Source organism: Corynebacterium sp. CQ3829_602738 (assembly GCF_054478435.1).
The window spans coordinates 1225150-1245573 of sequence record NZ_CM137003.1 but is presented as its reverse complement, the minus strand read 5'-3'; the positions used below and the strand labels follow the sequence as shown (position 1 = coordinate 1245573).

General features: G+C 65.9%; 22 protein-coding genes and 1 tRNA gene. 6 read left to right on the top strand and 17 right to left on the bottom strand.

What is annotated here, in order from left to right:
* Nucleotides 1-3 precede the first annotated feature (3 nt).
* Nucleotides 4-2295 carry an accessory Sec system translocase SecA2 gene (secA2, locus tag ACX1NL_RS06030; protein ID WP_458898862.1) on the bottom strand — a complete coding sequence of 764 codons (2292 nt, stop codon included), beginning with the start codon at nt 2293-2295 and terminating at the stop codon, nt 4-6.
* Between the two features lie 109 nt (nt 2296-2404).
* Between secA2 and ACX1NL_RS06025 the strand changes: the two genes are divergently transcribed.
* From ACX1NL_RS06025 to ACX1NL_RS06015, 3 genes are all read left to right on the top strand, one after another.
* On the top strand, nt 2405-3631 hold the full coding sequence (locus ACX1NL_RS06025) for a bifunctional alpha/beta hydrolase/OsmC family protein (protein WP_458898861.1): 1227 nt from the start codon (nt 2405-2407) through the stop codon (nt 3629-3631).
* Nucleotides 3631-4032, top strand: coding sequence for a YchJ family protein (locus tag ACX1NL_RS06020; RefSeq protein ID WP_458898860.1), 402 nt, complete (start codon nt 3631-3633; stop codon nt 4030-4032). Before ACX1NL_RS06025 ends, ACX1NL_RS06020 begins: the two co-directional genes overlap by 1 nt.
* 97 nt (nt 4033-4129) lie before the next feature.
* Nucleotides 4130-4203: transfer RNA gene (locus ACX1NL_RS06015), tRNA-Pro, on the top strand.
* 45 nt (nt 4204-4248) lie between these two features.
* Here the strand turns inward: ACX1NL_RS06015 and ACX1NL_RS06010 are convergent.
* Nucleotides 4249-4632, bottom strand: coding sequence for a VOC family protein (locus tag ACX1NL_RS06010; protein ID WP_239355735.1), 384 nt, complete (start codon nt 4630-4632; stop codon nt 4249-4251).
* A gap of 44 nt (nt 4633-4676) precedes the next feature.
* Between ACX1NL_RS06010 and ACX1NL_RS06005 the strand changes: the two genes are divergently transcribed.
* Nucleotides 4677-4973, top strand: a complete 297-nt coding sequence (locus ACX1NL_RS06005) for a helix-turn-helix domain-containing protein (RefSeq protein WP_168160601.1) — start codon at nt 4677-4679, stop codon at nt 4971-4973.
* A 2-nt stretch (nt 4974-4975) separates the two neighbouring features.
* On the top strand, nt 4976-6205 hold the full coding sequence (locus tag ACX1NL_RS06000) for a type II toxin-antitoxin system HipA family toxin (RefSeq protein ID WP_269952303.1): 1230 nt from the start codon (nt 4976-4978) through the stop codon (nt 6203-6205).
* Here the strand turns inward: ACX1NL_RS06000 and ACX1NL_RS05995 are convergent.
* The 4 genes from ACX1NL_RS05995 to ACX1NL_RS05980 are packed head-to-tail and all read right to left on the bottom strand — an operon-like array spanning nt 6202 to nt 9674.
* Entirely contained in the window at nt 6202-7083 is an 882-nt protein-coding gene (locus ACX1NL_RS05995; protein WP_269952302.1) for a 3-hydroxyacyl-CoA dehydrogenase, read from the bottom strand. The genes ACX1NL_RS06000 and ACX1NL_RS05995 overlap by 4 nt on opposite strands.
* Nucleotides 7084-7138: 55 nt before the next feature.
* Complete coding sequence (locus tag ACX1NL_RS05990; protein WP_070474044.1) at nt 7139-7675, bottom strand: gamma carbonic anhydrase family protein; 537 nt, start codon at nt 7673-7675, stop codon at nt 7139-7141.
* Nucleotides 7676-7718: 43 nt separating this feature from the next.
* A complete protein-coding gene (locus ACX1NL_RS05985) occupies nt 7719-8684 on the bottom strand; it encodes a diacylglycerol/lipid kinase family protein (protein ID WP_458898859.1) in 966 nt (321 codons plus the stop codon).
* 48 nt (nt 8685-8732) lie between these two features.
* Nucleotides 8733-9674 (bottom strand): CE1 family esterase, encoded by a 942-nt coding sequence (locus tag ACX1NL_RS05980; RefSeq protein ID WP_458898858.1) that lies wholly within the window; start codon nt 9672-9674, stop codon nt 8733-8735.
* A gap of 20 nt (nt 9675-9694) precedes the next feature.
* Between ACX1NL_RS05980 and ACX1NL_RS05975 the strand changes: the two genes are divergently transcribed.
* Complete coding sequence (locus tag ACX1NL_RS05975) at nt 9695-10477, top strand: class I SAM-dependent methyltransferase (RefSeq protein ID WP_458898857.1); 783 nt, start codon at nt 9695-9697, stop codon at nt 10475-10477.
* Here the strand turns inward: ACX1NL_RS05975 and ACX1NL_RS05970 are convergent.
* From ACX1NL_RS05970 to ACX1NL_RS05920, 11 genes are all read right to left on the bottom strand, one after another.
* Nucleotides 10474-11184, bottom strand: a complete 711-nt coding sequence (locus ACX1NL_RS05970) for a CE1 family esterase (RefSeq protein WP_458898856.1) — start codon at nt 11182-11184, stop codon at nt 10474-10476. The genes ACX1NL_RS05975 and ACX1NL_RS05970 overlap by 4 nt on opposite strands.
* Nucleotides 11185-11188: 4 nt before the next feature.
* On the bottom strand, nt 11189-12733 hold the full coding sequence (gene der, locus ACX1NL_RS05965; RefSeq protein WP_458898907.1) for a ribosome biogenesis GTPase Der: 1545 nt from the start codon (nt 12731-12733) through the stop codon (nt 11189-11191).
* Between the two features lie 89 nt (nt 12734-12822).
* On the bottom strand, nt 12823-13524 hold the full coding sequence (gene cmk, locus ACX1NL_RS05960; RefSeq protein ID WP_181888385.1) for a (d)CMP kinase: 702 nt from the start codon (nt 13522-13524) through the stop codon (nt 12823-12825).
* The gene (locus tag ACX1NL_RS05955; RefSeq protein WP_181888384.1) at nt 13525-14454 is read right to left on the bottom strand and encodes a pseudouridine synthase; all 930 of its coding nucleotides are present in this window, start codon (nt 14452-14454) and stop codon (nt 13525-13527) included.
* A gap of 11 nt (nt 14455-14465) precedes the next feature.
* Nucleotides 14466-15038, bottom strand: a complete 573-nt coding sequence (gene scpB, locus ACX1NL_RS05950; protein WP_458898855.1) for an SMC-Scp complex subunit ScpB — start codon at nt 15036-15038, stop codon at nt 14466-14468.
* 40 nt (nt 15039-15078) lie between these two features.
* Entirely contained in the window at nt 15079-15900 is an 822-nt protein-coding gene (locus tag ACX1NL_RS05945) for a segregation and condensation protein A (protein WP_301613883.1), read from the bottom strand.
* The gene (locus tag ACX1NL_RS05940) at nt 15900-16769 is read right to left on the bottom strand and encodes a ParA family protein (RefSeq protein WP_301613881.1); all 870 of its coding nucleotides are present in this window, start codon (nt 16767-16769) and stop codon (nt 15900-15902) included. The genes ACX1NL_RS05945 and ACX1NL_RS05940 overlap by 1 nt, the downstream gene beginning before the upstream one ends.
* A 61-nt stretch (nt 16770-16830) precedes the next feature.
* Nucleotides 16831-17934, bottom strand: a complete 1104-nt coding sequence (locus ACX1NL_RS05935; protein ID WP_458898854.1) for a hypothetical protein — start codon at nt 17932-17934, stop codon at nt 16831-16833.
* Between the two features lie 45 nt (nt 17935-17979).
* Nucleotides 17980-18900, bottom strand: a complete 921-nt coding sequence (xerD, locus tag ACX1NL_RS05930; protein ID WP_458898853.1) for a site-specific tyrosine recombinase XerD — start codon at nt 18898-18900, stop codon at nt 17980-17982.
* A 3-nt stretch (nt 18901-18903) separates the two neighbouring features.
* Nucleotides 18904-19551 (bottom strand): NUDIX domain-containing protein, encoded by a 648-nt coding sequence (locus tag ACX1NL_RS05925; protein ID WP_239306571.1) that lies wholly within the window; start codon nt 19549-19551, stop codon nt 18904-18906.
* 19 nt (nt 19552-19570) lie between these two features.
* Nucleotides 19571-20419: a copper transporter gene (locus ACX1NL_RS05920; protein ID WP_458898852.1), complete on the bottom strand. Its 849-nt coding sequence runs from the start codon at nt 20417-20419 to the stop codon at nt 19571-19573.
* Between the last annotated feature and the right edge of the window lie 5 nt (nt 20420-20424).

Genomic DNA, 20424 nt, shown 5'->3' with positions numbered 1-20424 from the left:
TGCCTAGCGGAAAATGTTGCCGATTCCGGAAATAACCGAGTTGCCGGAGCCCGCCAGCGGGTTGTCGGAGACCATGTACGTCCACGTCGCGCTCGGGCGCTTCCACCCTGCGTCTGCCAGGTGCGCGCCGTCGGCGTCAATGTCCACAGAGTTGAATGTTTCTACCGCCGCGGCAACCGCCCGGTTGGCCAGGTCCTTGAACTCGCGCACGGCGATGCGGTGGTATTCGTCGATCGGCGTTTCACGGGCGATGGCGCGCAGGTGGATGGATTCGCGGACGTCGTCCATCAGCGCCAGGTGCTCGGACCACTCGGCGTCCAGATGAAACAGCATGATCTCCCGCGCGGCCTGCTCGAGCACGTCCTGTGGCAGGTGCGAAAGTTCACCGGCTCGCTGCGGGGAGCGCTCGGACAGCTCGCGCCACGCGGTGTCCGTGTCCAGCAGGGCGGCGCGGCGCTCGTCCAGGATGTCGCGGTGGTCCGCCAACAGCTTGTTGTACTTCCAGGTCTGAGAGTGGATCTCCAAAAGCTGGCCTTCGGTGACGCGCTGGCAGTGCTCGATGAAGCTTTGGGCGCGGTTGCCGGTGATGCGTCCGTCCGGCTCCGGCCGGGCGGAGAACTGCTCGCCGTCGCCGCCGGAGGTGACAATGTCGTCGTCCAGGGAGACGAAGAACACGCTCAAGCCCGGGTCGCCCTGTCGGCCGGCGCGGCCGCGCAGCTGGTTGTCCAGACGCGCAGTGCGGTGCCGGGCGGTGCCGATCACCGCCAGTCCGCCGAGCGAGGCGACCTGGTCGTGGTCGCTCTCGTCCGCGCCGCCGAGGCGGATATCCGTGCCGCGGCCCGCCATCTGCGTGGAGACGGTCACGCGTCCCACGTCGCCAGCTTCGGCGACGATACGGGCTTCCTCCGCGTCGTTTTTCGCGTTGAGCACGTTGGCCGCGATACCGCGGGCCTGAAGCGCTTCCGCCAGCGCCTCGGACTCCGCCACGTCGTGTGTGCCCACGAGCACCGGCTGGCCGGTGGAGTTGAGGTGGGCGATCTCCTCGACAATCGCCGAGTTCTTCTCCTCCATCGTGGCGTAGATCCGGTCCGCCTCGTCGAAACGCTGCAGCTCGTTGGCGCGGTCGATCACGGACACGTGCAGGCCGTAGAAGCTGCGCAACTGGTCGGTCGCCTCCACCGCGGTGCCGGTCATGCCGCACACCAGCGGGTAGCGGCGCATGAGCGCCTGCAAAGTGATGGAATCCAGGATGCGCCCGCCCTCGGACACGTCCAGCCCCTCCTTGGATTCCACTGCGGCCTGCAGGCCGTCGGGCCAGCGCTGCAGCTCCGCCACGCGCCCGCGGGAGGCGTCCACAAGTGCGACTTTGCCGTCGTCGACGATGTAGTGCACGTCCCGGATCAGCAGGGCCTTCGCGTGCAGCGCCAGGTTCACACGTACGAGAGTCGTGCCGATGTGCTCGTCCGAGTAGAGCGAGTCGATGCCCAAAAGCCGTTCGATCTTCGCCGCGCCGTCGTCGGTGAGGAAGGCGTTTCGCCCGTCGGCGTCGATGGTGTAGTCGGTGTCCTCGTCCAGCTTCGACACGGCCTCGGTGATCTGTCCGGTGGCCTGCTTGGAGCCCTCGGAGCCGGCGAGCACGAGCGGCACGAGCGCCTCGTCCACGAGCACGCTGTCAGCCTCGTCGACCAGCGCGACGTCGGCAGGCAGCTGCACCGTCTGGTCGCGGGAGGTGATCTGGTTGTCGCGCAGGTGGTCGAAGCCGATCTCGGTCACCGGCGCGTAGATGACGTCGCTGCGGTAGGCGCTCACGCGCTCTTCGCGTGTCGACGACTCCGTGACCGCCGCCACCGTCAACCCGAAAAACTCCACGAGCGGGCGCATCCACTCCGCATCGCGCGCGGCCAGGTAGTTGTTCACCGTGATCAGGTGGACGCGCTTGCCCTGCAGCGCGAACCCGGTGGCGGCCATCGCGCCGACGAGCGTTTTGCCCTCGCCGGTGGCCATCTGGATCACGTCGCCCTCCAGCAGGCGCAGCACGGCCTGGTTCTGCACCTCAAACGGCGTCATGCCCAGGGTGCGCTGGGAGGCGACGGACAACCCGGCCAAAAAACGCGGCTTGTCGGCGATGGCCCCGTCGCGCACGGTGGAGGCGACTGCGGAGGCGAGCGAAGCATCGTCGAGAAGCGAAAGCTCCCCGATCAGCCCATGCGCGTCCGCGACAACGGCTTTCGACTTCTTGTTGTTGCGCTCCGTGGTGGAGCCCATGGCCTTCCAGAACCAGTCAAACTTGCCCATAAGGGCTAAGAATAACGCCAACGTGCCAAACAGTTGGTGCGATGATTAGTCTTGCAGCGAAAGTAACCGTTGCGTTGAACCGCCGAGCCGCAGGAGGACACGGCTACCCATGCTGTCTATGAACGTGAAAGTCCCGTCGTCGAAGGGCCACATGATGGCCGCGACCATCGACCGCCCCGACGGACCCGCGCAGGCCTACGCCATTTTCGCGCACTGCTTCGCCGGCTCCCGCCACACCCCGGGCGCCTCCCGCATTGCCAAGCGGCTGACGGAGCACGGCATTGCCACCCTGCGCTTCGACTTCCCCGGCCTGGGCCAGTCCGAGGGCGAGTTCAGGGACACTTCGTTTTCCGAGAACGTGGACGACATCGTCGCCGCCGCCCTGTGGCTGGAGGAGAACTACAAGGCCCCGCAGCTGCTCATGGGCCACTCCCTCGGCGGCGCCGCCACGCTGAAGGCCGCCACCCGCCCGGAGCTGAAGAAGATGATCAAGGCGGTGGCCACCGTCGGCGCGCCCTTCGACCCGGCGCACTCGGTGCTGCACTACGCCCACGCGATCGGCGAGGCGGATGCGAACGGCTCCGTCGGTGTGGTGCTCGGCGGCCGCGAGCTGACCATCTCGCGCGAGTTCCTCGAGGATCTCGCCGACACCAACCCGGAGGAGTACCTGCCGAAGCTGCGCAAGCCGCTGCTGGTCGTGCACTCGCCTATCGACGTCACCGTCGGCATCGACAACGCCCAGAACATCTTCTCCCTGGCCCGCTACCCCAAGTCCCTGATGGCGCTGGACAAGGCGGACCACCTGCTCACCCGCCAGGGCACCGCGCAGCGCGCCGCCGACATCATCGGCTCCTGGGCGCAGCAGTACATCCAGCCGCTGTTCGTCCCTGCGAAGACCACGGACACCAACGCCGTGTCCTACTCCGCGCGCGGCACGAAGTACGGCGACGTGGTGCGCACCTCCGACCGCGCGATCACCACCGACCGCTCCAAGAACACCGGCGGCAAGGGCCAGGGTGTCACCTCCACTGGCCTGTACATGTCCGCGCTCGCGGTCAGCTGCTCGCAGGCGGTGCGCGAGGCGGCCAAGGGCATGCAGCTTGACGACGTCCGCGTGGAAGTCAACCACAACGGCGACGGCACCTTCACCCGCCTGATCACCCTCTACGGCGACCTGACCGACGATGAGGTGGAGACCCTGCGCGCCGCGGGCGCGTCCTCCACCGTGGACGGCTACGTGGCGAAGGACGAGATTGAGACGACCGCGGAAACCGCCTCGCTCGAGCGCCGACGCCGCCAGAACAAGCTCCACCGCGCGGAGCGCCTGGGGAAGTAATGGCTGACGCAACCGGTCTGTGGGCCGACGTGCGGGGCTTGTGCCCCTGCGGGCAGGGCCTGCCCTATGAGGCGTGCTGCGGGCGCTACATCGACGGTTCCTCTGCGGCACCGACCGCTGAGGCGCTCATGCGCTCGCGCTACACCGCCTACGTGCGCGGCGCGGGCTCCTATGTCGCGGAAACCTGGGCCGATGAGACGCGGCCGGCAGATCTGTCCGTGGACCCTAACGGCGAGCCGTTCACCCAGCTCCAGGTGCTCGATACCGCCGGCGGCGGGCCTTTCGACGCTGAGGGCGTCGTCGAATTCGCCGCCCATCACCCCGGCGGCGTGATGCGCGAACGCTCCCGCTTCGAGCGCCGCGCCGGCCGGTGGGTGTACGTCGACGGCGTGGTCCGCTAACCCTGGGGTGTCGACGGTGGCCGCCTGGTGACCTGCCGGTTTTGGGTCCGTATGACAGTGCTGTAATATTTGCGCAGTTACCGTTTAGGTAGCGAATCGGGCTGTGGCGCAGTTTGGTAGCGCACCACACTGGGGGTGTGGGGGTCGCAGGTTCAAATCCTGTCAGTCCGACAAAGTTTTTTCTGGGGGTTCGGGGGTTCTCTTTCGGCGACGTTGCTAGTCGACAGGTGCCACGCGGATCTGGTTCCCGTCTGGATCGGCAACCACGAACGTCGTTCCGAACACGTCCTGGTGGGGTTCTTTGATGACGTCGACCCCCTTGCCAGTCCAGGCCTGGAACACGTCCATGACTTCTTCCCCGTTGACGTTGAGGCACACTTCGGTGGTGCGTGCGGGAGCGTCTGCAAGCACTTCGGAGTTCCCAGTCCACAGTGCGAGAGCCACACCGTCCGCCAAAGCGAACGTCACATAGCGGGGTGAAACAAAGTCGGTTTCCAGCTCCAGGAGGTCTGAGTAGAACTCGACCGATCTATCAATGTCGGTCACGTAAACGATGAAGACGATTTCGCGGTTCATTTGGGCACCCTTCTCCTTCTGCATGAACTCTAATCCCACAGACTACTCAAATATGAAAGAATATGGGCATGAGTACGTCACAAATGGGTAGCCGTCGAACCCCCCGCGCGGTCGAAGGTGGGCTCATAGAGATCGGCGAAGATCTACAGCGCTGGCGTCGCCTCAACCGTCTCACGATCGAGCAGGCTGCGTACCGCGCCGACGTGAGTGTGTCCACGTTGCGTCGCCTAGAGCAAGGCCACGGCGCGACGCTGGAAAACTTCCTCCGGGTATGCCGTGCGTTTCAACTGCTTGACCGGGTGAGAGACGCGGTTGATCCGATGGAACATGATCGCGGTCGGGCTTTGATTGAGCAGATGATTTAGCCATGGCACCCACGTCTATAGGCATCTGGACGGAGATCGAGGACCGCAAGATCTCCGTCGCAACCTATTTTCCGCATCAGCACGGTGGGACGCTCGAGTACGAAAAGGAGTGGATACAACATCCAGGCGCGTACGCGATCAGCCCCGCGCTTCCCCTTCACAGCGGAAAGCAACCTCTTCTCTCTGATCGCGGGCACCTGCCCACCGCGCTTTCCGATTCTGCTCCGGATCGCTGGGGGCGGATGCTCATTCAAAAACAGTTTGCGCGGCGGGGTGAACAGCCGACCGAGGTCGACTACCTTCTCGGTGTCGATGATCGCCTTCGCCTAGGAGCGTTGCGCTTCGAAGTGAACGGGGTGACCCAATCGCCGAGCAGCCGGGTGCCCAAACTTGTGAACCTCGCTGACATTGAGCGTGCCTCGCGCGCCGTTGAGGAAGGCGATGATGCAGTGGATGCCTTGAGACGCATCGCCGTTGCCGGATCCTCTCTGGGCGGCGCCCGCCCGAAAGCGACAGTCATTGATGACGAAGGCAAGCTGATGATGGCGAAATTCTCGTCATCCGCGGACACTATCGACGCGGTTGCCTGGGAAAAGGTTTGTTTGGATATCGCAGAACTTGCGGGCATCAACACACCGAGTTCGAGACTCTTGGAGATTAATGGGCGGTCCGTATTGCTACTGGAAAGGTTCGACCGGGCCTACGGCGAGGATGGAAGCGAAGCCCGTATCCCCTACATGTCCGCAATGACGCTGCTCAATCGCACGGACGGCGACCGTGCATCCATGGTCGAGATCGCTGAGGAGCTTCGGCTGCTGAGCATCAATGGCGATTCCGCGGCTGAGCTTTTCAGCAGGGCAGCGATCAACCTGCTGGTGGGCAACACCGATAACCACCTGCGAAACCACGGATTCATTCGCGTAGGTGGTGCGTGGCAGCTCTCACCTGTTTTCGATATCACGCCCGCCACCACCAAAACCAATTTTGCCACCTCAGTGGACGTTGTCGGCGACGATTCAGTAGACACACTCATGGGTGCCGCGGGCTGGTTTGGTCTCAATGACAATCAAGCCATCGAACGACTCAGCCGCGCAGTCGACGCAGTGAAACAATGGAAAGAGCTCGCACGCAGAAACCAAATCGCCGTCGCCGAGGACAAACAGGTTGCGCCCAGTTTTGACGGAGGGCATCTGCAGCGAGCTCAAGTGCTTATCCGCGAGCACCGCGCTTAGGACACGATCTTGCCGTTCGCGTCGTAGGTGTAGAAACCCTGCCCAGCTTCCAGGCCGATCCTGCCTTCTGCGACCATCGGCTTCAGCGTCGTCTCAACGAAGTCCTTCTGCCACTGCGGGGCGTCTTCGTTGGACTCGATCACGGCGACCAAGGTGCGCACGCCGATAAGGTCCATGATCTCGAACGGGCCGCGCGGCGAGCCGGTGGAGTTGCACCAGTCGCGGTCGATGTCGACGGGGTCAGCGATGTCGTGGTGCAGCAGGTACATGCCGGCACTGAGCAGCGGCACCAGCAGGGTGTTCAGCACGTAGCCGGGCTGCTCGCGCTTGAGCGGGACCGGCACCATGTTGATCTGCTCCGCAAACTCCACAAGCTGGTCCACATACTTCGGGTCAGTGCCCTCGTGCGGCATGATCTCGGCGGTGTTCTGGATCCAGATGTGGTTGGCAAAGTGCAGCGCCAAGAAGCGCTCCGGCGTGCCCGTCGCGTCTGCGAACTTGCTCGGCATGAGCGTGGAGGTGTTGGTGGCGAACACCGCGGTATCCGGGGCGTACTCCCCCACCTCAGCCCAGACCTTGCGCTTCAGCTCGAGGTTCTCCGGGATCGCCTCGATAACTAGGTCCGCGTTCGCTACCGCTTCTTTCAGGTCCGAAGTCTGCGTTAGGTTCGCGTGCGCTGCCGCGACGGTCTCGTCGTTGGCGGATTCGAGCTCCGTCTTCATCTGTTCGCCGATAGCGTCGAAACGCTTCTTGCCGGCCGCGAGGGCCTCCTCGTTGATGTCGTAGGACACAACCTTCTTACCCGCGAACGCGGAGCAAAAAGCGATCTGCGCGCCCAGGACACCTGCACCAAGTACTGTTACGTTATTGAATGTCATACTCGTCACATTACGCCTCATTGCGTGACTTTGACGACGATTTCACTGTGAACTTCTACGTGAGCGAGTCTCGCTCCACCGGCACCAAACCGGTCGCCGCCCGCCGGCCCAGCTCCACGTAGTACGCCGCGTGGCGCAACCTGGCCTCGAAGGTGTCCGGCTCGAGCGTGCGCTTCACTTTGGCGGGCACGCCGGCCGCCAGAGAGAACTCCGGCAGCTCTTGGCCTTCGAGCACCACTGCCCCGCCGCCGACGATGCTGCCTTTGCCCACGCGCGAGCGCGACAGCACGGTCGCGCTCATGCCGATCAGGCAGCCGGGCTCGATGTGGCAGCCGTGCACCATGGCCAGGTGGCCGATGGTGACGTCGTCTTCCAGCACGGTCTCCCCGTCCGTGTCCACGTGCAGCACGGAGCCGTCCTGGACGTTGACGCGGTTGCCGATTCGGATCGCGCCCACGTCGCCGCGGATGACCACGCCGGGCCAGATGTTCGCGTCTTCGCCGATGGTCACGTTGCCGATAATGGTGGCCTCGTCGGAGATAAACGCCGAGGGGTGGATCTGCGGGGTTGCGCCTTCAAAGCTGTAGATCATGGCCACCATTGTGCCTTCGCTGCTACTCGACGGCACGCGGCGCTCAGCACACCATCCGCAGGGTGCCCGGCATCACGTCGAAGGTCACGGCACTGACCGCGCCGGCGGCGTCGCCGTCGAGCTCAAGCTGCTCGGGCTCGGCGAACTCCAGGGTGATACGGCGTCCCTCGAGGTACTCCATGCTCGGCGGCAGGGACGCCGGCGGGCGCGGCTGCACCTCGCTCGGCAGCAGCGCGTTAATGCCGCCGCGCACGGTGTCCAGCGCGAGTTTGCCGCCGATGCCCGCCCAGTCGGTGACGTCCTCGGCGCGCAGCACCACGGCGTCGAGTACCCCGTCGTCAGGCTGCGCGTCCGGCAATAGCGGGATCCCGCCCACCAGGTCGCTGCAATTTCCGACGATGCAGGTGTGCAAGGCGGTGGTGACCGTGGGATCGCCATCAAGCGTGATGTCCACGTCTACGCTGTTGCCGCCGCCGAGCGATTGGAACACGGCCGGCACGTACGCGAGCGGCCCGACGGCGGCCTTGAGGCTGTCGCGGGTGCGGTGGATCATGCCCGCGTCCACGCCGACACCGGCCATGACGGCGAAGCCGGAGTGCTCAGTGTGGCCGTCGGGGTAGACCATCTCGGCACGGCAGAGGTCGATGAGCCGGTCGGTACCGGAAAACGCACGGTGCACCGCCGATTCGAGCAGCAGCGGCACCCCGAGGTTGCGCGCGAGCATGTTGCCGGTGCCAGCCGGCACGATCGCCATGGGTGTTGTCGAACCAGAAACAGCCAGCGCGACCATGCGCACCGTACCGTCACCGCCAGCGGCGATGATCAAGTCAGCGCCGTTCTCGAGCGCGCGGTCGGCCTGGGAAAACCCGGGCCCCTCGGTGGTCGTTGCCGCCCACTCGATGTCCGCGCCCTCCCAGGCGTAGCGCTCCACGGCGCGGCGCAGGCGTTCCAGGTGGACTTTCACGGGGTTGTACACCACCGTCACCCGGGGACTAGACGCGACATTCACGCGCCTCATGGTAGCCGTGCCAGGCCCGTACTGCGTCGCACCGCGCGGCTAGGACATGCCCACGCCAAGGAACTCCAGCAGCGTGCGGGTGGCAAACCCTTTCGACACCAGGCCTGTGTTGTCGGAGGTGCCGCCGGGCCACACGTGCGGCCCGCCGTCGATCCGGTAGTGCGACAGCGCGGCGTCGCAGTCGTCCCAACTCAGCTTCGTCACCGTATGCGACAACTCGACGTCTTCCCTGCGTCCCGCGCAGTGGTTGCGCACCGCGGCTTCCTCGAGCATCTCGGGTGTGGAGTTGTACACCGTCTCGTGCCGCTCGCCGCCGTCGTAGGAGATGATCGGGTCAGCGGTGCCGTGGAAGTCGACGTGCTTCATGGGGATGCTGGAGCACCCTTCCGCGACGCGCTGGTAAAACGCGCCGGCCACCGTGGCCACACCGCTGAACTCCTGCGGGCGCTGGCAGCCCACAAACGCAGCGAACCCGCCACCGTTGGAAAACCCTGCGGCGAAGATCCGGGTGCGGTCGATGGAGTATTCCCCCTCCAGCTGATCGAGCACATCGTCCACAAACGCGAGGTCCTGCTCCCCGCTCGTCTCCGCGTACGGGGCCGGCGCCCAGGCTTCACCGACACCGTCCATAAACGCCACAACGGCATCCGCTTTGTCCAGCTGGGAGTGCTGCATGATCCGGTCCGCGTCCTCCTTATAGCCGTGGAACACCAGGATCAGCGGCAGCCGTTCGCGCTGCTTCGCGCCCCGCGGCACCGAAAGGATGTAGTCGCGCTTCAGCCCGGCCGAGGTCGTCTGCCTGCGTTCAATTGCTGGATCCGTCCACGGCTCCACCTCCCGGACAATGTCCTCGGGCGCATCCGGCTGCGTGGTGATCGCGGTGCGCAGCCCCGCCGTGTCACCCGCGCACCCTGCGACACTGAAGCAGGTTGCGGCCAAGCCGATGGCAGCTGCGGCGCGGATCACTGGGCGGTAAAACACGCAAGGTAGATTAGACCATTGTGCACGCGAGCGGAACACAGCCAGGCCCCAGCAGAAAAGCTGGCCCCACGTTCAGAAACTCCGCGCACCGCAGCGGCGCAGCCGAGGCATTTGACCGCGACGCAACCCGCTACGACGCCGCCCGCCCCACCTACCCCGACGCGCTCAGCGAGCTGGTCGGCCCCGGTACCGTCTGCGACGTCGGTGCGGGCACCGGCAAGTTCACACAATTGCTTTGCGACGATTCACGTACCGTGCTCGCCTGCGATCCCAGCGGCGACATGACCCGGGTCTTCCACACGGTGCTGCCCGAGGTACCCGTGTGGCGCGCGACCGCCGAAGCGACCGGACTCGCAGACGACTCCGTCGACGCGCTGACGTGCGCGCAGACTTGGCACTGGGTGGATGTGCCCGCCGCAAGCCGAGAAGCGGACCGCGTGATCCGTCCCGGCGGCCGCCTCGTGCTGTGCTGGAACACGCTGGCCGTGCGCCACCCCTGGGTGCTGAGGCTCAGCCGCATCATGCACTCCGGAGACGTACAGCGCGAGGGCTTCTACCCGGAGGTCGCCTCCCCCTGGCAGCTGAAAGATGAGCTGCGTCAGGAGTGGCTCCACCCCATCGCCGTCGAGGACTGCTTCGAGCTCATGGCTACCCGCTCCTACTGGCTGAAAGCCAACGAGCGCACTCGCGCCAAGATGGAGGCGAACCTCGCCTGGTACCTCTACGAGCGCCTCGGCTTCGACCCCGGCGACACCATCCCGCTACCGTACCGCACCGACGCCTTCGTCTACGAGCGCGCCTAGCCGACGCGGTTGAACTCCAGCCCGAAGAACTCAACAATCGCCTTGGTGGCGTCCACGCCGCGCCGGGCAGCCCACGGCCCAGTGGGCCACTCGTGGCCCATGCCCTCCACCGCAATCAGCTCGGCGCGGGCGCGGTCGCTGTTGCGGCGTTCAAACGCGGCCACCACGTCGGGCGCGCCATAAGTGGTGTCGTCTTGCGCCCCGCTGTACGGAGAGCGCTGTTCTCCGGCAAACGGCACCACGTCGTCGAAGGTGCCGTGGATGTTCAGATAATCCAGGGGCTGCGCTGCGGCGAGTTCGTCCGGTGTGGCACGCACGGCTGCCGCAACGGTGGCCACGCCTGCGAGTTCGAGGTCTGCCAGGCTCAGGTGCACTGCCAGTCCCCCGCCGTTGGAAAAGCCAACCAGGTAGGTTTTGGTGGTGGCGAAGGTGGACCGGAGGTCGTCGATAAGCGCACGCACAAACGCCGCATCTTCATCGAAGGTGGTGCGCGCGTACGGCGCGGGCGACCAGGCGAGGCCCGCACCCGTGGGCGCTGCGACGATGGCGCGCGCCCGGTGCAGGCCCGTGCCGGCGAGGAAGTCGCGGCCGTTGTCGCCCTTGCCGTGCAGCGCGACGATCACCGGCAACGCGCCAGTTGTGTTTGCCGGAACGGAAACGTGGTAGGTGCGCTCCACGCCGCCAACTTCCAGCGTGCGCTGCCGCATCGGCCTAACCCTTCTTTCCGCGACGCTCGCGCACGCGCACCGCGATGCGCACCGGGGTGCCGTGGTAGCCGAACTGCTCGCGGAACTTACGCTCCAAGTAGCGGCGGTACCCGCCGTCCAGGAAACCGGTGGTGAACAGCACGATTGTCGGCGGACGAGTGCTGGCCATCGTGGCGAACAGCAGCTTGGGCAGGCGGTTGTTCTTCATAGGAGGCGGGTTCGCCGCAATCGCCTCGCGCAGCCAGTTGTTCAGCTGGCCGGTGGAGATGCGCTTATCCCAGTTCTCCAGCGCCTCCTTCATCGCCGGCTCCAGGCGGTGCAGACCACGGCCGGTGTCGGCGGAGATGTTCAGCTTGGTCACCCACTTGAGCTGACCCATCGTCTCGTCGAATTCGCGGTCGAAGTCGTAGCGCCGGTCCTCGTCCATCAGGTCCCACTTGTTAAAGCAGATGACCATCGCCTTACCGGCTTCCAGCACCATGGAGATCACGCGCTGGTCCTGCTCGGAGATTTCTTCCGAGGCGTCGATAAGCACGACGCACACCTCAGCGGCCTCGATGGTGCCGCGGGTGCGAAGCGACGCGTAATACTCGTGGCCCTGGGCGTTCTTCACCTTCTTGCGCAGGCCAGCGGTATCGATGAAGGTCCACAGGTCCTCGTCCAGCTGCACGAGCTCATCCACCGGATCCACGGTGGTGCCGGCGACGTTATCCACCACTGAGCGGTTGGACTTAGTCAGCTTGTTCAGCAGGCTGGATTTGCCCACGTTAGGACGGCCCACCAGCGCCACGCGGCGCGGGCCGCCGGTAATGGATTCCTTCACGCGCGGCTCGTCCGGGAACAGGCGCATGATCTCGTCGAGCACATCTGCGCCGCCGCGGCCGTGCAGGGCAGACACCGGCCACGGGTCGCCCAAGCCGAGCGAGTAAAACTCGGCCACGTCGCCCCACTGGCTGTCGGACTCGAACTTGTTTGCCACCAGGATCACCGGCACTTCGGAGCGCTGCAGGTTGCGGGCCATCACCGCGTCCGTTTCAGTGATGGCGGTCTTGGCGTCCACAACCATGACGATGACGTCGGAGGTGGCCATCGCGGCCTCCGCCTGGCGGGCAATCGCGGCGTGGATGCCCTTCGCGTCCGGGTCCCAGCCGCCGGTGTCCTGCACCCAGAAGCGGCGCCCGCCCCAGTCGGTGATGTAGCTGACGCGGTCGCGTGTGACACCCGGGTGGTCCTCCACCACAGCCTCGCGGCGGCCGATGAAGCGGTTCACCAGCGAGGACTTGCCCACGTTCGGGCGGCCCACGATGGACACCGTCGGCAGCGCTTCGGTGACCACGTCGGGCTGGGCGATGCCGTACTCGGCCTCGAGCTCTGCCCACTCATCCTCGGTCAGCTCGTCGTCGGAGTCGTAGCCCTCGCCAAAGTCCGCTTCGCCGAACTCGGACTCGTCAATGCCGGCGTCCTCGAAGCCCTGCAGGTCCTCTTCAGCGTTGAAGTCCTTGTTCTCGTAGTACTCGGCGCTGTCGGCGCCAACCACGTACGCATCCATGTCCGTGTAGCCGGAACGGTCGATGCCGGGCTGGATGAACTGGGTTTCCGGCTCGAGGTGCTCGCCGTTGGAGTTGCTGTTGCGCTCGCTCATCGTGCGCTCCTCTCCACGACCTCAGTCAGTGCCGCCAGAACCTCGTCCGGCGTCATCTCGGAGGTGTCCACCAGCACCGCGTCATCGGCGGGCTTGAGCGGGCTGGTCGCGCGGGAGGAATCAGCCTGGTCGCGGCGCTGCACGTCCGCAAGCACCGCGTCATAGTCCGCCTCGCGCCCCGCCGCGATGTCCTGGTCGTAACGGCGCTTCGCGCGCACCTCGGCGCTCGCGGTCATGAACACCTTCGCGGGAGCGTCCGGCAGCACGACCGTGCCGATGTCGCGGCCTTCCACGATCGCGCGGCCAGCCTCGCGGGCCAGTTTGCGCTGCAGCTCCACCAGGTTCACGCGCACCTCGGGGATGGCGGAGACGGCTGAGACGTGCTTGGTCACCTCGGCGCCGCGGATTTCTCCCTTGACGTCCTCGCCGGCAAACAGCACCTCGGTGGAATCCGGGTCGTCGGAGACCTGCAGCGGCAGGTCCGCGGTCGCCTCAATCACCTTCGCCGTGTCCGCCGGGTCCACGCCCGCGCGCAGCACAGCCAGGGTGGCCACGCGGTACATCGCGCCGGTGTCCACGTATTTCGCGTCCAGGCGCTTCGCCAGCGCGCGGCACATGGTGGATTTGCCGGTGCCCGAAGGCCCGTCCACAGCCACGATGAGCCCGCCGTTTGCCGTGTTGGACAGTGTGTCAGCCATTTACATCCCCACCGCCTTGTACAGCGACGCCAGCTCGGAGGAGTTCAGCGCGCGCATGGAGCCCGGCTTCATGTCGCCGAGCTGCACCGTGTGGAACTTCGTGCGCACCAGGCGCTGCACCGGGTATCCGGCCTGCTTCAGCATGCGGCGGACGATGTGTTTGCGTCCCTCGTGCAGCTCCACGCGGATGATGGACTGGCCGTTATGCACGTCCACCACCTGCGCGTAATCCACCTTCGCGGGGCCGTCGTCAAGCTCGATGCCCTCTTTGAGCTGCTTGACCACCGCGTTGTTCGCCTCGCCGAGCACCGTGGCCAAGTAGGTCTTGGCCACCTCGTACTTCGGGTGGGTCAGGCGGTTGGCCATTTCGCCGTCGTTGGTGAGCAGCAGCAAGCCTTCTGTGTCCGCATCCAGGCGGCCAACGTGGAACAGGCGCTGGCCAGACGCGGTGCGCTCGGCCAGGTAAGAGCCCACGGAGACGCGGTCCATCTCGTCCTTCATGGTCGAGTGCACGCCGCGCGGCTTGTTGAACACGAAGTACTCGTGATCTTCATTGACGTTGATGCGGGCGCCGTCGACGCGGATGATGTCCACGTTCGGGTTCACGCGCATCCCCTGGCGCGTCACGATTTCACCGTTGACCTCGACGCGGCCTTGCTCGATCATCGCCTCCGCGTGACGACGGGAAGCGACGCCCGCCTGCGCGAGCACCTTTTGCAGGCGGACACCCTCGGCCGCCACTTTCGCTGCGGCCGGGTCTTCGTCCCACCAGTTATCATCCAGAGGGTTCGGTTGGTTCTTCGCGGCGTTCTGGCGCCTCTTGTCTAGGCGAACATGCTGTTTCTTAGCCGGCTTGGCGTAGGAGATGTAGAACGTATCGTCCTTCCCACGCTTTTCCGGTGTGCCATCTCGGCGAGCGGGTGGTGTCATGCCCCGGGAGTTTACCAGGCATCCTCGATGGAATCGATGTCCGGAAGCAGCGGCGCAAGCTCAGGCAAGCGCTCCAAGGAATCGATGCCTAAGAGCTCCAAGAACAACTCGGTGGTGACGTAGCGGTGCGCGCCGTGGTCCGGCACGTCTTCCCCGGCCTCGCCCGGGTCCACCTCGGCGATCAAGCCGCGCAGTGCGAGCGTGCGCATCACGCCGTCCACGTTGACCCCGCGCACGCCGGCGACCTGCGCGCGGGTGACCGGCTGCCGGTAGGCCACCACCGCGAGGGTTTCCATCGCCGCACGCGACAACTTCTTTTGCGTGCCGTCCAACAGGAAAGCCTCCACCGCGTCGGCGTTGTCGGTGCGGGTGTAGAAACGCCAGCCCTCCGCCGTCTCACGCAGGTCGATGCCGGAGCCGCGCTCATCCAGCTCGCGGGCAAACTCGCACAGCTGGTCGGACACCTCCTCGTCGGTGGCGCCGAGCGCACTTGCCAGCTCCTCCACCGCGACGGGTGCGTCGACGACCAGCAGCACCGACTCGATGCGCGAACGCAGCTGGGAAACCATGGGCAAGCTATCCATGCTTCGGCAGTGTATCGGTCGCCGTCTCCCCGCCTTGTGCCTACGTCCAGTTCGAGGCCGCGACCACGGCCGGGTCCACGTCAAGCCCGGTCCAGGACACGTCCAAGCGCCCGAGCGCTTCCGGTTGCTCCGCTTCCACGGCTTTGGCTTTGTACAGCTCCAGCAGGGCCAGGAAGCGACCCACCACCTCCATGGAGCGGGTGCAGTCTCGCGTAAGCGCCGCGAATGTGAGCCACGAGCCGCTGCCGGCCAGCTTCAGCGTGTCCAGAATTTTGCCGGCCTGCTCCGGCACGGACACCGCCTGCGCGTGCAGGTGGTCGGTGCGCACCTCCTCCGGAGGGCGGGGGCGAAACACGCTGGCCGCCAGTTCGGCGAAACTCGCCGGGGTGTGCCCCAGGTCCACCGGGGGCAGCAGGTCCACAAACCGCGGCTCCATAGACACCGCCCGCGGGTAGCGTCGCAGCGCGTGCTTTTGCCACTCCGCGAACTGGTCGGCCACGCGTTGGTAGGCGCGGTATTGCAGCAGGCGTGCGAACAGCAGGTCGCGCGCCTCCAGCAGCTCCAGGTCCTCGATGTTCTCGCCGTCGTTGCCCGGCAGCAGCCGCGCGGTCTTCAGGTCCAGCAGGGTGGCCGCCACGACGAGGAACTCGGTGACCTCATCCAACGCTTCTGTCTCTCCGAGCGCGCGCGTGTAGGCTATGAACTCGTCGGTCACCTCGGCCAGCGCCACCTCTGTCACGTCCAGTTTCTTTGACTGGATCAGGGTGAGCAGCAGGTCGAACGGCCCCTCGAAGTTCTGCAGAGCCAGGGTGAACCCGGTGATCTCCGGCTGGGGGTACTGCTCGGGCGCGGCCGCTGCCACTAGCTGGTGCGCTCCAGCACCTCGAGCGCCAGGTTGCGGTACTGGTCCGCGCCCTGGGAATTCGGCGCCCAGGTAATGATCGGCTCGCCGGCCACAGACGTCTCTGGGAAACGGACCGTGCGGGTGATCACGGTGTCGAAGACGCGCTTGCCGAAGACCTCCACCACCCGGTCCATCACCTCGCGGGCGTGGGTGGTGCGGCGGTCAAACATGGTCACCAGGATGCCCACGATGTCCAGGTCGAAGTTGATGCGGTCGCGCACCTTCTCCACTGTGTCCGTGAGCAGCGCCAGGCCGCGCAGGGAGAAGTATTCGCACTCCATCGGGATGATCACGCCGTGCGAGCAGGCCAGCGCGTTCACGGTGAGCAGGCCGAGGGAGGGCCCGCAGTCGAGGATGATGAAGTCGTACTCGTTGCGCACCGGGCGCAGCGCGCGAGCCAGGGTGTGCTCGCGGCCGACCTCGTTGACCAGCTGGATCTCCGCCGCCGACAGGTCGATGTTGGCGGGGACCACGTCCAAGCCGGAGACATTGGTCGTGTTGATCGCGGCGTGGATGCTGGCGGTGTTGTCGAACAGCAGGTCGTAGACCGTGACCTGGTCCTCCTCGTAGGACACGCCCAGGCCAGCGGAAAGCGCGCCCTGCGGGTCCAGGTCCACCAGCAGGACCTTGCGGCCCTGCTCGGCCAGGCACGCGCCGAGGTTGATCGTGGAGGTAGTTTTGCCCACCCCGCCCTTCTGGTTGACCATGGAGATCACCGTTGCGGGACCGTGCTTGTCCAGCTCCTTCGGCTTGGCGAACTCGCGCCACGGCCGCCCGGTCAGAAACGTCTTCTGGTCCGCAGCGTCAAACAGCGCCTCGTCCGCCATGGCCGGTCCTTCCCTCAATCACGTCCAAACCCTTGACTTCCGTCATCTTACAACGTTGTCATTACGCCCGCCCGCGCCTCCGGCGCAGGAACACAATCAACAGCGCGATCGCGGCCAGCAACGCAGCTCCAGCGATTGCGAGGGGCGCTACATCGCTTATCGACGACCCTTCGTCAACGCCTCGTCCTTGACCATCCTGGTTCGCGTAGTTGCCGTACTGGTTGTCCTCGTTGCTGTCGCCGGCTTTTTCGACCGGCACGTTGGTGGAGGTGATCACCGCGACGAAGTCCGCCTTGCCGTCGCGCACGACTTCCATGATGAACGGGTTGTCCGGCGTTTCCCCTTCGGGGTAGGTCAGGGTGATCGTGCGGCTGGTTTTATCCACCTTGCGCTCGACACCTTCAATCACCTGTCCGTTGACGTCCAAGTAGCGCAGGGTCGCGCCCTCGGTGTCGTAGCTGGCGTACTTCATCAGGTCCTTGACGCGGCTCAGCGGCACCTTCACCACGATTTTGTTGTCCTGGATCTCACCGTCGAAGTACAGCTTCGTCGCGGCGGCATCGTCGGCGGGCTCCGCCTTGGAGCGCGACGGGTGCGCCGCTGCCGGGGCGCTGCCAGCCTCGCCCCCCTGGTTGCCGGAGCCTTCCCCGGCGCCGCCACCGGAGCTACCAGCTGCACCTTCACCTTCGGGGGTGTCCGAGCCGCCGGCAGCGGCACCGCCTACTCCCCCGCCGGAGCCGCCGGACTGACTACCTTGACCAGACTGACCGGACTCGCCAGAGTCCCCGCCGACATCCGCGGAGCCGTCGCCGACGGCGACCAGGTTCACCGTCGCCGAGTAGCCGCCAGCGCTTGCCGGCACGGCGGCGGTCGCACCGGGCTGGTTCGGCGCGCTCACGGTCACGGACGTGCCGGACGACGTCACCGTCCACCCGCCCGAGGAATAGTTCACGTCCACTGGAACGCCCACGTCCACGGTCGTGCTTTCACCGGCTGGCACGGAGATTTCGCCGGGGATCATGGACTGTATCTCCTCCGGGCTCATGCCGCCCGGAAGCTGCGCATTCGCCACCGGAGCGAGCGGAGCCGCGAGAAGCAGCGCGGCGGGCACGGCGAGCAGCGCAGCGCGGCGCGTGCTGTGCGTTTTCGAGGATGCGGGTCGCATGGTTAGTTCTCCCGTTAATTGCGTACGTCAATCAAGCAGCCGAGTCTACGCACGCGGGTGCGTGCTGCGCCAAACTTCACGCAGGTTATCGGCTGTGATGTGCGTGTAAATCTGCGTGGTGGTCACTGAGACGTGCCCGAGGAGTTCCTGAACGCTGCGCACGTCCGCCCCGCCCTCCAGCAGGTGCGTGGCAAAGGAGTGGCGCAGCGTGTGCGGCGAGATGTCCTTCTCAATGCCCGCCCGTGCCGCCGCTGCCTTGATCGCATTCCACGCGCTTTGGCGGGACAACGCCCCGCCTCGCTTGTTCAACAGCAGCGCGTGCGAGGTCCCGTTGGCAAACGCCGGCCGGCCGCGCACCAAATACGCCTCCAGCGCCTCCTGCGCCTTCGACCCCAGCGGCACCAGACGCTGCTTATTGCCCTTACCGGTTACCGCCAGCACGCCGCCGTACTCGCCGTCTAAAGCAGCATTTGCATCGTCGACGCTCAAACCCAGCACCTCGGAGACGCGGGCGCCGGTTGCGTAGAGCGTCTCCAGCAGTGCTTTGTCGCGCAGGCCGGAGGGGGTCTCGGTCGGGCAGGCGTCGAGAAGCTTTGCCACCTCCTCGATGCTCAAGGTGTCCGGGAGCCGCTCGCCGGTCTGCGGCGGGGAGACCTCTGCCGCCGCATCCGCCGGCAGCTCGCCCTCTTCCACCCCGAACTTGTGCAGGCCGCGCGCAACGGTCAGCGCCCGCCCTGCCGATGACGCGGCCAGAGGCTTCGCCCCGTCCACCCCGCGGCGCAGATCCGCCACGTAGGCCTCGATGTCGGTGGAGGTGACCTTGCGCAAATCCGTCTTGCCCGCAGCCGCCAACCACGTGGTGTAGCGGTTCACGTCGCGGGTGTAGTTGCTCAACGTGTGGGGTGAGACTCCCCTCTCAACGGCAAGATGGGTCAGCCAACGCTGCGCCAGCGCCTCCGCATCCACCTGCTAGATCCGCTTCATGTCCGGCACGACGCCCTGCTTGGCGCGACGTGCGGCCAGGGAAGTCGGGCGCAGGCGGAACGGCTCGTCGATAGGCCGGGGCGCATCACCCCGCGCAACCAGGCGCGCGGCTGCGAGGATGCCGGAGACCGCGATGGAGTTGACCACCTCGCCGCGCAACGCCATATCCGCGGCATCCTCCAGGTCCACCCACGAAAACCTCATGTCGGCCTCCTCGTTTTCGGGCTCGGGCCGCTCCACCTCGTGCAGGCCGCGGGCGATGAACACCCGCACCGCCTCCTCCGCGAAGCCCGGTGAGGTGACCAGATCCACCAGCACGCCCCACTCGTCCGCAGCTAGGCCTGCCTCCTCCTGCAGCTCGCGCTTCGCGCAGGCCAGCTCGTCTTCGGCGTGCATGTCCAACAGACCGGCGGGAAGCTCCAGCAGACGCTCGCCGACGCTGTGGCGGTACTGCTCCACCAGCGCCACACGGCCATGTTCATCCAGCGCGACCACGGCAACGGCGCCGAAGTGCTCCACAATTTCTCGCGCGGCCTCGTTGCCGCCCGGCATGACCACCTGGTCGCGGCGCACCGCGATGATCGGCGCGTCGAGGACAACTTCGGACCCAGTGACAGTGAATTCGTGGCTCATGGCAACCAGCCTACGAGCCTTAGGCCTCGCCGCCACCACTAGACACTGCAAGCACGGACTTGATGCGACCTGCCTCGTAGTCCACGCCGCCGACAGTCTTCACCCCGTCGATCGCATCCGGCTCAGTGCCCTGAGACGCAAGCGCAGTCTTGCCTTCCGCGCCGAGTGCCTTGGCAAAATCGCCCAACACCTTGGCTCCGAAGTCGGTGCCTCGCGACGGCCCGTCCACAATCACCACTGCGCCAGCGGGCACAATAGAACCGCTGAACTCGATAAATCCAGCCTGCTGCAGCGTGTCCAGCACCAAGGTGCGGTCCGCCGGCAGGGTTTTGGACTCGCCGTTGGTGCCATCGTCGAAAAGCACGGTCGCGAGAGATTCGCCTGCATGAAGCCCTGGGGAGCGTTCCTCCACCGACAGTTTCGCGCCCGAAGGCAGCGTGTTGGCGACAATGCTGGACAGCTCGTCTGCACCCGCCTGGTCGGTGAAGCGCTCCGTCAAGGTCAGCTCGCCGGAGTCGGAGGCGCCAGCGGCGTTGAGCAACCAGCGCACGGACTCCACATCGTCAGCGTCCGCCGCGGCGGTGCGCACAATGGTCACCGGCACGTCCTTCAGGGCACCGGAGACGATGGAGCCGGACTCCTGGGCCAACAAGTCGTTCGCTTCCTCCGCGCGTGCCTCCGCCTCAGTGAGTTCGGAGTCGTCCGCGTCCGGCTTGTCCGGAGCGTCGGCCTTGAATTCGGAAAAGCCGAGGTCAACCTCGCCCGGCATCGCCGGAACCAGCACGAGAGCGCCCAGCGCAATACCCAGCGCTGCGCCCCAACCCAAACCGGCCGCAATCAGCCCGGCCCTGCCTTTAGTCTTCGCCATCTGCC